Source organism: Streptomyces sp. NPDC048295 (assembly GCF_040652135.1).
GTDB lineage: Bacteria > Actinomycetota > Actinomycetes > Streptomycetales > Streptomycetaceae > Streptomyces.
Genome location: NZ_JBEZLL010000002.1, coordinates 133535 through 148246 on the forward strand (window position 1 = coordinate 133535; position 14712 = coordinate 148246).

10 protein-coding genes and 1 pseudogene are annotated in these 14712 nt (G+C 69.8%); 7 read left to right on the forward strand and 4 right to left on the reverse strand.

Going from position 1 to position 14712, the window contains the following annotated elements; all coding sequences use genetic code 11:
• Positions 1–141: 141 nt before the first annotated feature.
• Entirely contained in the window at positions 142–1608 is a 1467-nt protein-coding gene (locus AB0D53_RS02990; RefSeq protein WP_362439165.1) for a SpoIIE family protein phosphatase, read from the reverse strand.
• 387 nt (positions 1609–1995) lie between these two features.
• On the opposite strand from AB0D53_RS02990, the gene rpmG reads away from it, so the two are divergent.
• The gene (rpmG, locus tag AB0D53_RS02995; protein ID WP_329815137.1) at positions 1996–2160 is read left to right on the forward strand and encodes a 50S ribosomal protein L33; all 165 of its coding nucleotides are present in this window, start codon (positions 1996–1998) and stop codon (positions 2158–2160) included.
• Between the two features lie 196 nt (positions 2161–2356).
• Here rpmG and AB0D53_RS03000 read toward each other — a convergent pair.
• Positions 2357–3028 (reverse strand): annotated as a pseudogene (locus tag AB0D53_RS03000) (YoaK family protein); the annotation flags it as partial.
• Between AB0D53_RS03000 and AB0D53_RS03005 the strand changes: the two are divergent.
• From AB0D53_RS03005 to AB0D53_RS03020, 4 genes are all read left to right on the forward strand, one after another.
• A complete protein-coding gene (locus AB0D53_RS03005; protein ID WP_362439170.1) occupies positions 3021–3371 on the forward strand; it encodes a hypothetical protein in 351 nt (116 codons plus the stop codon). The pseudogene AB0D53_RS03000 and the gene AB0D53_RS03005 sit on opposite strands and share 8 nt — an antisense overlap.
• Positions 3372–3414: 43 nt before the next feature.
• Entirely contained in the window at positions 3415–3930 is a 516-nt protein-coding gene (locus tag AB0D53_RS03010; protein ID WP_362439173.1) for a DinB family protein, read from the forward strand.
• 304 nt (positions 3931–4234) lie between these two features.
• The gene (locus AB0D53_RS03015) at positions 4235–4750 is read left to right on the forward strand and encodes a lytic polysaccharide monooxygenase auxiliary activity family 9 protein (protein ID WP_362439176.1); all 516 of its coding nucleotides are present in this window, start codon (positions 4235–4237) and stop codon (positions 4748–4750) included.
• A gap of 479 nt (positions 4751–5229) precedes the next feature.
• Positions 5230–9429 carry an alpha-L-fucosidase gene (locus AB0D53_RS03020; RefSeq protein ID WP_362439179.1) on the forward strand — a complete coding sequence of 1400 codons (4200 nt, stop codon included), beginning with the start codon at positions 5230–5232 and terminating at the stop codon, positions 9427–9429.
• A gap of 51 nt (positions 9430–9480) precedes the next feature.
• Here the strand turns inward: AB0D53_RS03020 and AB0D53_RS03025 are convergent, their stop codons facing one another.
• Positions 9481–10194, reverse strand: coding sequence for a hypothetical protein (locus AB0D53_RS03025; protein ID WP_362439182.1), 714 nt, complete (start codon positions 10192–10194; stop codon positions 9481–9483).
• A 294-nt stretch (positions 10195–10488) separates the two neighbouring features.
• Between AB0D53_RS03025 and AB0D53_RS03030 the strand changes: the two genes are divergently transcribed.
• Positions 10489–11148 carry an HAD family hydrolase gene (locus tag AB0D53_RS03030; RefSeq protein WP_362439185.1) on the forward strand — a complete coding sequence of 220 codons (660 nt, stop codon included), beginning with the start codon at positions 10489–10491 and terminating at the stop codon, positions 11146–11148.
• Between the two features lie 57 nt (positions 11149–11205).
• On the opposite strand, the gene AB0D53_RS03035 is transcribed toward AB0D53_RS03030, so the two are convergent.
• Positions 11206–11394 carry a hypothetical protein gene (locus AB0D53_RS03035; RefSeq protein ID WP_362439188.1) on the reverse strand — a complete coding sequence of 63 codons (189 nt, stop codon included), beginning with the start codon at positions 11392–11394 and terminating at the stop codon, positions 11206–11208.
• Between the two features lie 671 nt (positions 11395–12065).
• Here AB0D53_RS03035 and AB0D53_RS03040 point away from each other — a divergent pair.
• Entirely contained in the window at positions 12066–14600 is a 2535-nt protein-coding gene (locus tag AB0D53_RS03040) for an ATP-dependent Clp protease ATP-binding subunit (protein ID WP_362439191.1), read from the forward strand.
• Positions 14601–14712: the final 112 nt, after the last annotated feature.

A 14712-nucleotide genomic window follows, 5' to 3' on the forward strand; every position in this document is an offset into this window, starting at 1 on the left:
GAGGGCGCCGCGATGAAGGGGCGCCGACACAGGCCGTCCGAGCACCGCACCCACCCGTAGGCGGGCCTGCCCTCCTGCGTCGTCGTGCCGTGTCCGGTGTTCCGTGTGCCCGAGTGGTTCTGTACGGGTGCCACCGTGCCGCTACGCCCCGATGCGGGCGATCAGCACGCAGGCGTCGTCCGGCCGCTCGGTGTCGCCGAACTCCGCGACGACGGTTCGCAGGCACTCCTGTGCCGAACGGGCCTGCGCGAACCGCGGTGCCAGAGCAAGCAGTGCGTCCGGGCCCGCACCCCGGTCGCTGTGACGGTTCAGCCCGTCGGTGTGCAGTACCAGCACGTCGCCGGGCAGCAGATGCACTTCGTCCTGCTCGTACGCGACCCCGGAGGCCGCGCCGAGCAGGACCCCGTCCGGCGCGGGCAGCGGCCGCCCCTCCCCGTCGCGGAACAGCAGCGGAGCGGGGTGTCCCGCCTGGGCCCAGGCGAGGGTGCCGGTGGCCGGATCGACACGGCAGCACACCGCGCTGCCGAGAGCGGGTTGGACGGAGGTTTCGAGTAACTGATTGAGGTGCCCCATCAGGACACCGGGCTCGATGCCGGCCACGGCCATGCCACGGAGCGCACCCAGCAGCATCGCCATGGCGGAGGTGGCCTGGATGCCGTGGCCGGTCAGGTCACCGACCGTGAGGACGGTCCTGCCGTCCGGCATCTCCAGCGCGTCGTACCAGTCACCGCCGATGTGGGAGCTCGACTCCGAGGGAAGGTAGTGGGCGGCGATGTCCAGCGCGCCCTGTCCCTGCGAGGAAAGCCGGAGCGAGCCCCGCCACGGGGGGAGGACGGCTTCCTGGAGCTCGACGGCCAGACGGTGCTCGGACCGGGCCCGGTGTTCCCTGTGGCGCAGCGAGTCATGACTGCGGTGCACCGCCTGCTGGCTGCGCCGCAACTCGCTGACGTCGCGCAGGACGGCCCACATGGAGGCGGTGCAGCCGTCCGGGTCGAGGACGGGCTCGCCCATCATGTGGAGTGTGCGCATCCGGCCGTCGGTCCGCAGGATGCGGAATTCTCCGTCTATCGGCTTCCCGTCCACCAGGCAGTCCGTCACCAGAGCGGTGAGCAGGGGCTGGTCCTCGGGAAGCAGCATGGACGGGAGCTCGTCCAGGGAGAGCGGTCCGGCCTCGGGCGACCTGCCGAAGATCTGGAACAGCTCCTCGGACCAGCTGACGCCGTCGGTGAGCAGATTCCACTCCGCGCTGCCCACGCGGCCGATCAGCGATCCCGGCTGCGGCTCGTCGTGACGCTGCTGCGCGCCTGCTTCCGCCGCGTCCGGCGTCGCCTCCGGTGCCGAGGTGTCTTCGGCATGGATCGTCCGGGGCGCCAGGCCCTCCCTGAGCTGTCCCAGGTGTGCGCCGAGATCGTCGAGATGGTGGACCGCCAGATCGCAGAGCGCCCGTCGCCAGCGCAGCTGCGCGTCTTCCTCGTCGATCAGCACGGTGTCCCGGCGCACGGCATCCACATCGCCACGGAGCCGATGGGCCTGGTTGATCAGCGAATCGACGGCCTCGCGCTCGGACGGCTGTGGGGCGGGGCGGTCCGCGAACAGAGGGGACGGCATCTCGTACTCCGATACAGGCGCGGCACGACCAGGTCTGAGAGGTGGACCGAGGACGACTGTCGCACAGCCGACAGGAGCCCGTAAGGGATTTGGCAACACTCGATGCGTTGTTGCTTCTGGCATGTGCCACAGGCTGCTCTGGGCCCTGATCCGTCGAACAGCCTTGCTGTCTGCGGACGTTGACGCAAGTCATCCGGCGCGTGCGGACGGTTGTGCGCCCGCGCGTATCGCCCTTGCGTCGTGCGCCCGGCTCGGTCAGGGCGTGTGCGAGACGTGGGGGGCGTGCGGCGGGAATGCGGCCATGGCTCGCCGCGTTGCATCAGCAGAACGAAAACGAAACCCATTCCCAGAAGGGGAATGGGATCGTGCGGAAGTGTGGAGGCGCCCATGGCCCGCAGTGAGGCCCGTCCCGTGGTGACGCTCCGGTCGACGGCCGGAACGGGGCAGAGCTATGTCACCCGAAAGAGTCGTCGGAACAACCCCGACCGGCTGGTGCTGCGCAAGTTCGATCCCGTGGTGGGTCAGCATGTGCTCTTCCGTGAGGAGCGCTGACCGGGGAGCCGCCGGAAGGTCCGGTTCCGTGCCATGGATCACAGTGCGGGGTGTGCGTTTCCGGGAACGGGAAGCAGTGGTTTATCGTTCACCTATATGCGGATGACGCGCACCGCGCCCGCGCTGCAGACCGCCCCGGCTGGATTCCCCCGATCCGGCCGGGGCTTTCCTCTTGCCCCGGGCTCCGGTCCGGTCAGCCCCGGGACGGCCGTCGGCGCAAGATCTCGATCAGCAGTGTGCCCGCCGCGGGCAGGGCGGCCACCGAGGCCGCCGCGTCCGGCCACAGGCGTACGGTCAGCGCGGTCACTGCGGCGCCCGCCACGACCGCGATCAGCCTCCCGGCCACCCAGTGGTCCCCCTTCTCCCACGACCGCAGAGCCGCCCGCCCGACCAGGGCCGTGAGCGTGCCGGTGAAGTAGTTGGTGGGCGTCGCGCGGATCCGGCCCTGGATGCCCATGGCCACGGCGATGAGCACCAGCAGCCCCAGCCGGTCCCCGTCGGAGGTGATCAGGTCCAGCGCCCAGAGCACCGCCCCCGCCGTCAGCAGGGCCACCTCGGTCAGCAGCATCACCGGAAGCGACCACCGCAGACGCTCGTTCATCCACGCGCCGCAGACGACACCGATGCCGTAGGCGACCAGCGAGGTGATCACCCGTAGCGCCACCCCGTCCTCCCCGCTGCCGGCGGCGGCGGCGCCGAGCAACACCAGATTTCCGGTCATGACGCCGGCGAAGACCTGGCCGACACAGATGAAGACGAACGCGTCGGCCGCCCCGGAAGCGGCGGACAGGAGCAGCAGTGACCATTCGCCCCGCGGATCGGGACCGGCACCGCGGGCGGGAGCGGAGGGGCGCGTGGGAGTGGACACGCCTGCATTCTCGGTTCAGGCCCTGCCGGCGGCAGCCATCGGCGGCCCGTACGGCGCGCCGGGGCGCCGGGGCGCCGTACGGGACGGATCGGCACCGGGGCGCCGCTCCATCCCGCCGCACCGCCCCGGCGGCGGGCCGGGGTGCACGTCCGGCCCGAGGCCTTCTCCGGCGACGACGATCTCTCCGTGCCGTGGCGGCGGACACGCTCCGTCACCCCTCGCCTTCCTCGTCGGCGGTGTGGGCAAGGGGCTGCTCGTCGCGTTCCTGGTGCCCGGGGCGGCCGCCTCCGTCCCCACGTCCACCACTGCCACCTGGTCGGACGAGCCCGCCGACGGCCGGTGAAAAACCCTGTCCGGTGCCACCGCGGACGAGGCATGATCACGCCATGACATGGAAAGCACCCGACGTGACGCGCACCCCCGGTTCACTCGTGGCCGACGAGCGCGAGATGCTCACCGGCTATCTCGCATGGTTCCGCAGCTCCCTGCTGCACAAGTGCGCCGGGCTGACCGGGGAACAGCTCGCCGAACAGACCGTGCCGCCGTCGAACCTCACCCTTCTCGGACTGATCCGCCACATGGCGAAGGTCGAACGCGTCTGGTTCAGGGAGCGGTTCGCCGGCCAGGAGCACGACCCGATGTACGACCCGGAGAAGGGCAAGGACGCGGACTTCGAGGATCTGGACCCGGCCCGCGCGGCCGAGGACTACGCCCGCCTCGTCGAGGAGAGCCGGCTCGCCGACGAGATCGTGGCCGGTGCCTCCCTGGACGACACCTTCGTCCATGGCGGCGAGGAGTACTCGCTGCGATTGATCCATCTGCACATGATCTCGGAGTACGCGCGCCACACCGGCCACGCCGATCTGGTGCGCGAGCGCGTGGACGGTGTGACGGGCGGATGACGCAGCGCTGAATGCGACCCGGCGCGACCCGGAGCGGCCGGGCGCACGGGTGACGACGGGCGGCACGGGCACCGTACGACGGCGGCACTGTACGGCACCGACACCTTGACGTGGACGCGTCGTTGGGTATGGTCTGGTCCAAGTGCAGTGCCCTGCCGGACGTCCCGGGGTTCCGGGCGTACGCGGCAGTGGTTCCTGCCGTGCCCTTCGCACCTCTTGGCCCCCACACTGGAGAGGCCGGTCCGTCACTGCCGGGCCCCCACAGCCCGCTCGTGTGCGGCGACGCCTCAGGTGAAGGAGAAGCATGCACACGAAAAGGAAGACGGCCGCAGTCATCGGTGCCTTACTCGCACCCGTACTGGCCCTGAGCCTTCCGGCAGGTTCGGCCAGTGCCCACGGATACATCTCGTCGCCGCCGAGCCGCCAGGCCCAGTGCGCCGCCGGGACCGTGAGCTGCGGAGAGATCAAGTACGAGCCGCAGAGCGTGGAAGGTCCCAAAGGGCTGACCAGTTGCAGCGGCGGCAACAGCCGGTTCGCCGAACTCGACGACGACTCCAAGGGGTGGGCGGTCACCCCGGTCGGTCGCAGCACGTCCTTCCAGTGGACGCTGACCGCCCGTCATGCCACGAGTACCTGGCAGTACTTCGCCGGCGGGCGGAAGATCGCCGAGTTCGACGACCACGGCGCGCAGCCCGGCGCCACCGTCACCCACCAGGTCGACTTCGGCGGCCTGACGGGCAGGCAGAAGGTCCTCGCCGTGTGGAACATCGCGGACACCGCCAACGCCTTCTACGTCTGCATCGATGTGAACGTCGGCTGACCGGCGATCCTGGCCGGCGGTGCGCCGGAGCCCTCACTCGCCCGTGCGGGCCCCGGCGCACCGCCACCGGCGCATCAGCGGGCGGACAGCTCCCGCGGCCGGCTGCCGATCATATGGAGCACCTCCGCGAAAACCCGCTCCGCCGCGTGCTCGTATCGGCTGCTTCCCATCCGCAGACGGCGCAGGCGCCGATCGGCAACGGTCGTGAGCGCCGCCCGGTGCCGGGGAGTTCCCGGATGAGTCATCCGATCCTTGTCACGGGGCATCCGGTCGGCAGAGGTCAACTGCGTAAATTCCACCGGTGCATATCCGTGCTTCCGACTGCTCGATGTTGCAAGAAGAGCAAGACATCCGATCAAAGTCTTTCGCGGCGGCCTCACTTCGCACCATAGTGCTCTCAGCACTGCACGGAGCGTGCACAGAGGGAGCCGAAACGAATGCATCGATGGCGCATACGTAACCGTCCGATCCCCGTGGCCGTGGCCGCCACGGTCCTGTCCCTGCTCGCAGCCGCCGTACCGACGGCCGCCGCCGACGGCACCCGGACGAGCAACCGCGAGACCCAGTACGTCGACTGCTCGGCGGACGCGTCCACCCGGACCGGATCGCCGGCCTTCCCCTGGCAGAACCTGGACGAGGTCAACCGCCTCTCCCTCAAGACCGGTTCGCGGATCCTGCTCAGGCGCGGCACCCGCTGCACCGGCACTCTCGCCCCGAACGGATCGGGCCGCCGGGGCAAGCCCATGGTCATCGGGGCCTACGGCACCGGAGCCAAGCCCGTGATCGACGGCGGCGGCAATGCCGAGACGCTGCTGCTGAAGAACACCCAGTGGGTCGAGGCACGCGATCTGGAGATCACCAACTCGGGTGCCCCGGGCCACAACAAGCGTGGTGTACGTGTCCAGTTGGACGACTTCGGGACCGGCACCCATTACCGTCTGACCGGCCTGGACATCCATGACATCCGCGGCGACGACACCAAGGGAACCGAGGGCTCGGCGGGCATCCTCTTCTCGGTCACCGGATCGAAGAAACCGACCAGGTTCGACGACGTGGAGGTCGCCGGGAACACCGTCACCGGTGTCGACCGGGAGGGCATCTACTTCGGATCCACCTGGAACAACCGCCCCGTGCACGGCGATTACGACCCCGACGGCCCCGAGTACCTCCCGTCCACCCGGGTCGTGGTCCGCGGCAACACCCTCAAGGACCTGGGCGGTGACGGCATCGTCATGACCGCCACCGACGGTGCTCTCGTCGAGCACAACCGCCTCGACGGTTTTCAGCGCCGCTCGGCCGGCTACAACGCGGGCATGTGGCCGTGGAACGCGGACAACACCGTCTTCCAGTACAACGAGGTGTCCGGCGGCGAGACCACCCGCGACGGCATGGCGTACGACATCGACGAGGGCACCTTCGGCACCGTCTTCCAGTACAACGTCAGCCACGACAACGCGGGCGGCTTCTTCCTCGTCTGCACCGCCACCGGCAAGCTCGGCGACGCGGTCATCCGGTACAACGTCAGCCGCAACGACCGCTTCCGCTCCATCGAGACCTGCTCGGGTTCCTTCGACGGCGTACGCGTCCACAACAACACGGTCTACGTGGGCGACGGGATCAGCCAGACCGTCGTCAACGAGAACACGACCCAGAAGCACGGCCTGACCCTGACCAACAACATCGTCGTCAAGGAAGGGGAGGGAACGGCCTCCTTCAGCCTGAAGAGCGGCGCCGTCACCCTGTCCCACAACACCCTCGTCAACGTCCGCGGCGCCCCGGCCGACCCGGGTGGGTCCACCACCGACCCCCGGTTCACCGACCGCACCGGCGCGCTGCCCGACGGCCTGAGACTGCACACCGGATCACCGGCACTCGGAGCCGGTACGGCCGTGGCCGGCGACGTGGACAAGGACCTGTACGGCAACCCCGTTGCCGCCCCGCCGAACACCGGCGCGTACCAGGGGCCCGGCGTGGACGGCACCGCCCCCGACCCCATCGAGGCCGCCCCGGCCGGACTGGCCAACGGAGGCTTCGAGAAGGGACTCGCCGACTGGTCCACCCGCAACGCCACGGCGTCCACCGACGCCCGCACCGGTTCCGGCGCCCTCCGGCTGGACGCCCCCGAGGGCGGCTTCGCCACCGCCGAGCAGATCGTCACCGGACTCGAGCCCGCCACCGTGTACGAACTCAGCGGCTGGATCCGCAGCGACGGCACCCCCACGGCCCTGGGCGCCAAGGGCTACGGCGGCAGCAAGGACAACCAGGTCTCCGCCACCGCCTGGACCCGTACCGCACTGCAGTTCACCACCGGTGCGCACAGCACCACCGCGACCGTCTACTGCTACCGGGAGAAGCCCGGCCAGGCCTCCTGCGACGACCTGGAACTGACCGGGTCGGGCCCCGAGGCCGTGCTCGACTCCAAGGTGAAGGTCGGCTTCGGCGGCTCCTTCACCAGCGCCACCGGATACACGCCCTCGACCGGGGAGCGCGTCGACGGCACGCTCGGCCGGATGGCCGGCAGCGAAGAACTGGACGGCGGTGCCGTGACCCTCGCCGGCGGCGGGCAGGGCATCACCTACAGCCCGCGTGAGGCGCTCGGTGACGGCAAGTACCTCACCAAGAACATCCTCAGCGAGGCCCTGGTCCGCCGGACCCCGGGCGCGAAACTGGATTTCGACACCGTCCTGAGCCTCGCCGGCGGTGGCTACTACCGCTACAGGTCGGGTTCCCAGAACGTCACCCAGTTCGGCATGTACGGCCCCGAGGCACCCTGGTACGAACAGAAGCAGGACGGCCCCGACCTCTCGTCCGACACCTACACACATGTGGCACTCGCCTACTCCACGACCGGTACCACAGGACCCGGTGTCGCCCGGCTCGCCGCGTACATCAACGGTTGCCTGAGCGGCACGGCCCTGGTGAACCAGGTCGCCGCCGCCGACGCGGCCAAGGGCGTCCTCGCCTTCGGCAACGACGCGGGCACACGGAACCGCGGCCTGCACGGGAGTCTGGACGGCGTCGCCGTCGCCACCTACACCGGTACCGTCACCCCCGACGACTTCCAGCTCACCGCCCCCGGATCCGGCTGCGGTGGCAAAACCCCGCCGCTGCCGCCGGGCTGCGACACCGACCCGGGCAGCTCCGGTCCGGTCACCCCTTCGTCCGTCATCACCGTCGCCGAATGCGACCGGCCGGACCGGATCGTGGAGAAGGCCGCCAACGTGGTGCCCGACGCCAAACAGCTCGCCTGGCAGCAGAAGGAGCTCACGGCCTTCGTGCACTACGGCATGAACACCTTCACCGACAAGGAGTGGGGCGACGGCACCGAGGCCGAGTCGGTGTACAACCCCACCGGTCTCGACCCGGACCAGTGGATGTCCTCCCTCAAGGCCGGCGGTTTCAAGCAGGTCATCCTCACGGTCAAGCACCATGACGGATTCCTGCTCTACCCCTCCCGTTACAGCGACCACTCGGTGAAGAACAGCCCTTGGTGGCAGGGCGGTGCCAATCCGCAGGGTGACGTCTTCGGAGCCTTCGTCAGGGCGGCCCGTTCCGCCGGACTCGGCGTCGGTGTCTACCTCTCACCCGCCGACGGTGCGGAGATCCCGGCCGCGGGACACCGGGGCAAGGGCCGCTTCGGCAACAACAGCGCCAAGAAGACGGTCACCGTCCCGACACTCGTCAACGGCGACGACCGCACCCCGGCCACCACGTACACCTACGAGGCCGACGACTACAACGCGTACTTCATGAACCAGTTGTACGAGCTGCTCACCCAGTACGGGCCGATCGACGAGGTCTGGCTCGACGGCGCCAACCCGTGGGCCGGACAGTACGACCAGCCGTACCAGACCACGGACTGGTACGACCTGATCGGGAAGATCGCCCCGCAGGCCAACGTCGCGATCAACGGCCCCGACATCCGGTGGGTCGGCACCGAGACCGCCTCGGGACGCGACGACGAATGGAGCGTCATCCCGTTCACGGGCGACCTCGCGTCCCGCAACCGTGACGACGACATGGTGGTCGCGCCCGAGGGAGGCGACCTCGCCTCCCGGGACGTCCTGACCGCCCACCACCCGGACTACCTGGCCTGGTACCCGGCGGAGTCGGACGTCTCCATCCGGCCCGGCTGGTTCTGGCACGCCTCCCAGGACAGCCAGGTGAAGACGCCGGCCAAGCTGCTCGACCTCTACCGCACATCGGTCGGCCGCAACTCCGTACTGCTGCTGAACGTGCCGCCCGACCGGGCCGGCCGGATCAGCGATCCGGATGCCGCCGCACTGGAGTCCTTCGGACAGACCGTACGCGCCACCTACGGCACCAATCTGCTGGCCCCGCCCGGCGGCTCCCCGCTCACGGACGAGGAGCTGACCTCCGCGTGGAGTCCGGCCGGCGACGCGCACTCGGGGGAGGTGGTCCTGGAGTCCCCTCAGCCGGTCACGTTCGACCGGGTCGTGCTCCAGGAGGACATCACCCGCGGGCAACGTGTCGAGTCCTTCGCCGTGGACGTCTGGGACGGCACCACGTGGAAGACCGCTGTGCGGGCGGGCACCATCGGGTACAAGCGCATCGAGTACCTGAGCGCACCCGTCACCGCGTCCAAGGTCCGGCTGCGCGTCCTCGGTTCGCGCGCCAACCCGCACGTGGCGGAACTGGGTCTCTACAAGGCCTCCTGACCCGTCCCGCCCGATGCCGGAGCCGGCGCCCCGGCATCGGGCCGGACGCTTCTACGCCGTGAGGTCCTCCCGGTCGTCGACGCGCCGGGCCTGCGGAACGCCGGGACGGGCCGCGGCGGGCGCCGGTGCAGCCGTGATGTGCTCGGTCTGTGTACGGCGCCCCGGATCGTCGTCGAGCGGCTGGGTGTCGGTCCAGTAGATGCTGAGCATCGTGCGGAGGGTCGTCGGATGCTGGCCGGGGCCGGTGGGCACGGTCAGCCGGTCGAGATGCTGCCACAGCTCGTGGTCCACCTGCTCGGCACCGCCGCCGTTGCGGGCGTGGACCGCCTGGTGGCGCTGGACGGCCACGGCCAGCTCGCGGAGCGTCTCCCGGCTCTGCTGCCCGGCGTTGTGGCTCTGCGCGCGGTTCACGTTCCGCTGCTCCTGGCCCAGCTCGGTGATGGCCCGCTGGACCCGCTGGTGGAAGTTGGCCGTGCGGCGGCGCAGCGACTCGAAGTCGGCCCGGGTGGTGAACCATTCACGCTTGCCCGCCTCTCCCCGGGCGAAGCACTGGACGCGGAACTCCTCGCGCTCGGTCTTGCGGCGCCGCAGGACGCTCGCGGTCCGTTCGTGGACATGCGTGAGGATCCGCCGGGCCCGCGGAAGGTTGTCGGGGTGGGTGATCGCCGCCCACGTTCTGGCGTCGCGGGTGGGCGGGTGGATGTTCGAGGTGAGCATCTGCTCGAACTCCTTGTCGGCGAGCTGCGCGAGGTCCTGGGCGTCCACTACTGGCCTCCAAGCCGGTGTTGGGCGGTATGCGTCCAGCGTGGCGTATGACACTGACAAGCACGTAGAAATCCGGAAATAGAACGCACCAGTGGTGAACGGCACGACCGGTGGGTTCAGATGTGACAGTGCGTCAGCAGGAAGCCCGTCAGGGCGGTGTACGCACGCCGGCTGCGCCGCGACTGCCGAACGCGTAGCCATGAACACGCAGCTCAGGGCGGGGGCAGGGGCACCCCTCGCATGTCCGAAACTGTACGCCGCGCAACGTGCGGGAAAGGTACTAGGCTGCCGCCCATGACTCGGAGCCCTGTCGAACTGGTGATCTTCGACTGCGACGGTGTCCTCGTCGACAGCGAGCGGATATGCATCGAGGTGGACGCGATGATCATGGCGGACCTGGGGTGCGCGTTCACCGAGGCAGAGATCATCGAGCAGTTCGTGGGCTCGTCCGACGAGGTCTACACGGCCGCCGTGGAGCAACGGCTCGGACGGCGGCTGGAGAAGGGCTGGCAGCAGAAGTACGCGCATCTGTACCGGACGGCCTTCGATGCCGGGCTGACGCCTGTCGACGGCATCGCGGAGGTTCTGAACACGCTCGTCACACCCGTCTGCGTGGCATCGAACGGCGATCGCGACGGCATCCGGCGCAATCTGGAGATCACCGCCCTGAGCGAGCACTTCTCGGGGAACATCTTCAGCGCCGAAGACGTCGCGACCGGCAAGCCCGCCCCCGATCTCTTTCTCCATGCGGCCGGTTCCATGGGTGTGGAACCCGGACGGTGCGCGGTGATCGAGGACAGCGCGTACGGAGTCCAGGCGGCCCGCGCCGCCGGGATGCGTGCCTTCGGATACTGCGGCGGTCTCACCCCGGCATCGCGGCTCGAAGGACCGCGCACCACCGTCTTCGACGACATGCGAGAACTGCCCCGGCTGCTGGCGGCCGTCGGCATCTGAGGCCGGCAGGGGATCGACCAGCGGTGCCGAGCCCACGATGTGCGGTCCTCGGGAGCGTCACCACGGCACGCACGATGTCGCCCCCGGAACCCCGTAGTTGACGAAGTCGACGGTCTCGTCGCCTTCGATGTCCCAGGCGACGACACCGTCGCCCTTGCGGCCCGATCCGACGTGACGTGCGTGTTCGTCGCCCTGCCCGGTGTCGACGTCACAGGCGACGACGCTCGTCCAGGAGTGGCCGTCCACCGCCCGATCGGCGCGAAGGCGACCGGCGCGACGGCGGCCCGAGGCAACACGTGAGCGGCGGGGGTGCGGGTGCGGACCCGGGTGCTTCCTCCGGCGGCGAAGTGCGCGTACGAGGTGTGCGGGACCACGACGGCGAGCACCGAGGAGAGCAGCGTGTCGTCGAGGAGCTTGCCGATCAGGACGTCGGACCGGGTCGACGGCTCCATGGCGGCGAGCGCCTCGCCTGCCGCGCCATCGCCGCCTGGCGTCCGGACCGGATCGAGGACGGGCACGGCGAGGACGATCGCCGAACAGCGCGATGTGGCCGGTCCCGCCCATGAGGTCCTCGCGCTTTTCGTGGTCGCCCACGGCCCGGGTCCTGGCGCGGTCCGGGCGCACGGTCAGGCGGTGGACGGCCGGCACGTCACCCGATCGGCGTACTTTCGGCCGGTCGGTCACCGGGGCGGGAGGTCAGTGAAGCCGTGGTGCGTGCTGATCGTGGGCGCTGAGTGAGCGCCCGCGCCGTTGCGTGACGGGTGGCGCGTTGGTCTAGTGAAACCACCTGCCCATGGGGCCACGAGGCGATCCCGCTGATCCGTGGGCCCCCGGGCACCCCACGTCCGCGTCCGGCGCAGGGCGACCCCGGCCGGCCGGCCCACGCGCCCCCCACCCGCACTCACTGGACGGTGACCATGACCATGTCCTCCTTCGGTTCCTTCGGCGGCCCGGACCCGTTCTCGGAAATGCTCAACCGGTTCTTCGGGATGTCCCCGGCATCCTCCCCGCCACAGGTGCAGCGGGTCCCCATCGGGCGGCTGCTGACCGAATCGGCCCGCGAGCTGATCGGCCGGGCGACCACACGCGCGACCGACGACGGCAGCCGGGACCTGGACACCGAGCACCTGCTGTGGGCCGCCACCCAGGTGGATCCGGCCCGCACACTGCTCGCACAGGCCGGGGCCGACCCCGACGAGCTGGGCAAACGGATCGCCGGGATCCTGCCGGGGGAGAGCGCCACCCCGTCCGCGGAGCCGAGCCTGACGCCCGCCGCCAAACGCGTACTGCTCCAGGCCTACGAACGTTCCCAGGCGGCCGGGGTCTCCTACATCGGGCCGGAGCACATCCTCGGCGCGCTGCTGGACGCCCAGGACTCCGGTGCGGCCAAACTGCTCGGTGCGTACGGCACGGACACCGGCAGGCTGCGGCGTGAGGCCGACAACGCGGCACGGGCCGACGGCACCCCGGCGGCCGGAACGAGCGACACCCCCACCCTCGACCAGTACGGCCGCGATCTGACCGAGGAGGCGAAGGCAGGGAAGCTCGACCCCGTCGTCGGCCGGGCCGAGGAGATCGAGCAGACCGTGGAGGTCCTCTCGCGGCGTTCCAAGAACAACCCGGTACTGATCGGTGAGCCCGGCGTCGGCAAGACCGCGATCGTGGAGGGAATCGCCCAGCGCATCGTGGCCGGCGACGTCCCCCGTACCCTCAAGGACAAACGGGTGATCGCCCTGGACCTCTCCGGCCTGGTGGCGGGCTCCCAGTACCGGGGCCAGTTCGAGGAACGGCTCAAGAACGTCATCGAAGAGGTGAGTGCCGCCGCGGACTCGACGATCCTGTTCATCGACGAGCTGCACACCGTGGTCGGCGCCGGGGCGTCCGGCGAGGGCGCGATGGACGCGGGCAACATGCTCAAACCCGCTCTGGCACGTGGTGAGTTGCATGTCGTCGGAGCCACCACCATCGACGAGTACCGCAAACACATCGAGAAGGACGCCGCACTCGAACGCCGCTTCCAGCCCGTCATGGTGCCCGAGCCGACGGTCGAGGAGACCATCCAGATCCTGGAGGGCCTGCGCGACTCCTACGAGGCCCACCACCAGGTCCGCTTCGCCGACGAGGCCCTGGTGGCGGCCGCCGAGCTGTCCGACCGTTACATCAGCGACCGCTTCCTGCCGGACAAGGCCATCGACCTCATGGACCAGGCGGGCGCCAGGGTACGGCTGCGCTCGCTCGGCAGGTCCACCGAAGTCGTCTCCCGCGAGGACAGACTCGCCAAGCTGAGGCGGGAGAAGGACGAGGCGGTCGCTTCCGAGGACTTCGAGAAGGCCTCCGGGCTGAAGGCGCAGATCGCCGGGACCGAGGCCGAACTCGCAGGTATCGAGGAACGCCGCGAGGGTGTCATGGACGTCACCACCGCCGACATCGCCGATGTCGTCTCCCGCCGCACCGGCATCCCGGTCACGCAGCTCACCGCCAGCGAGAAGGAGAAGCTCCTCAAGCTGGAGGACGCCCTGCACTCCCGGGTGGTCGGCCAGGACGAGGCGGTCACCGCGATCGCGCAGGCGGTACGTCGCAACCGGGCCGGAATGGGTGACCCCGACCGGCCCGTCGGCTCCTTCCTCTTCCTCGGGCCCACCGGAGTGGGAAAGACCGAACTCGCCAAAGCTCTGGCCGAGTTGCTGTTCGGCGACGAGCACCGTATGGCCCGCTTCGACATGAGCGAGTTCCAGGAGAAGCACACCGTCTCGCGGCTCGTCGGCGCACCTCCCGGATACGTCGGCCACGAGGAGGCCGGCCAGCTGACGGAGAAGGTACGCCGCCAGCCCTACAGCGTGCTCCTGTTCGACGAGGTGGAGAAGGCCCACCCCGACGTCTTCAACACGCTGCTGCAGGTCCTCGACGACGGACGTCTGACCGACGCACAGGGGCGGACGGTGGATTTCCGTCACACCGTCGTCATCATGACGTCCAACATCGGTGCCCAGCGCATCCTCGCCCACAAGGGCGATGTCTCCGAGATCCGCGAGGACCTCATGGGCGATCTGCGCCGACACTTCCCGCCGGAGTTCCTCAACCGCGTCGACGAGACGATCATCTTCCACGGCCTCGACAAGGACGACCTCGGCCGCATCGTCGACCTCATGCTGGATGGCAGCAAACGCCGGGTGCGGGCCCAGGACATGGAGCTGGAGGTCACCGAGGCGGCGAAGAAACTCCTTGTCGCGCACGGCCACCAGCCGGAGTTCGGAGCCCGCCCGCTGCGCCGCACGATCCAGACCGAACTCGACAACCGCATCGCCGCCCTGCTGCTGAGCGATGAGGCGGAACCGGGCGACACCATCGTGGCCGACGTCAAGGACAACGCTCTGGTCTGCTCGATCGGACGCCCGGAGACCTCTGCCGGGGCAGCCGCCGAGGCCGGGAGCGAGACGGCCGCAACCGAATAGTCCCCGCCGCCCCTACCGCAGGGCCTGCCGTGCAGTTCCGCGAACTGCACGGCAGGCCCCGCGCGTCGTGCGGGCTCCGCGCGTCACTGCCGAGCACGACAGGTTGGCCGGT

Bases quoted from the DNA above. Each gene is read 5' to 3' on its own strand.
- AB0D53_RS02990 (WP_362439165.1), bottom strand. From the start codon at position 1,608: ATGCCGTCCCCTCTGTTCGCGGACCGCCCCGCCCCACAGCCGTCCGAG.
- rpmG (WP_329815137.1), top strand. From the start codon at position 1,996: ATGGCCCGCAGTGAGGCCCGTCCCGTGGTGACGCTCCGGTCGACGGCC.
- AB0D53_RS03010 (WP_362439173.1), top strand. From the start codon at position 3,415: ATGACATGGAAAGCACCCGACGTGACGCGCACCCCCGGTTCACTCGTG.
- AB0D53_RS03015 (WP_362439176.1), top strand. From the start codon at position 4,235: ATGCACACGAAAAGGAAGACGGCCGCAGTCATCGGTGCCTTACTCGCA.
- AB0D53_RS03030 (WP_362439185.1), top strand. From the start codon at position 10,489: ATGACTCGGAGCCCTGTCGAACTGGTGATCTTCGACTGCGACGGTGTC.
- AB0D53_RS03040 (WP_362439191.1), top strand. From the start codon at position 12,066: ATGACCATGTCCTCCTTCGGTTCCTTCGGCGGCCCGGACCCGTTCTCG.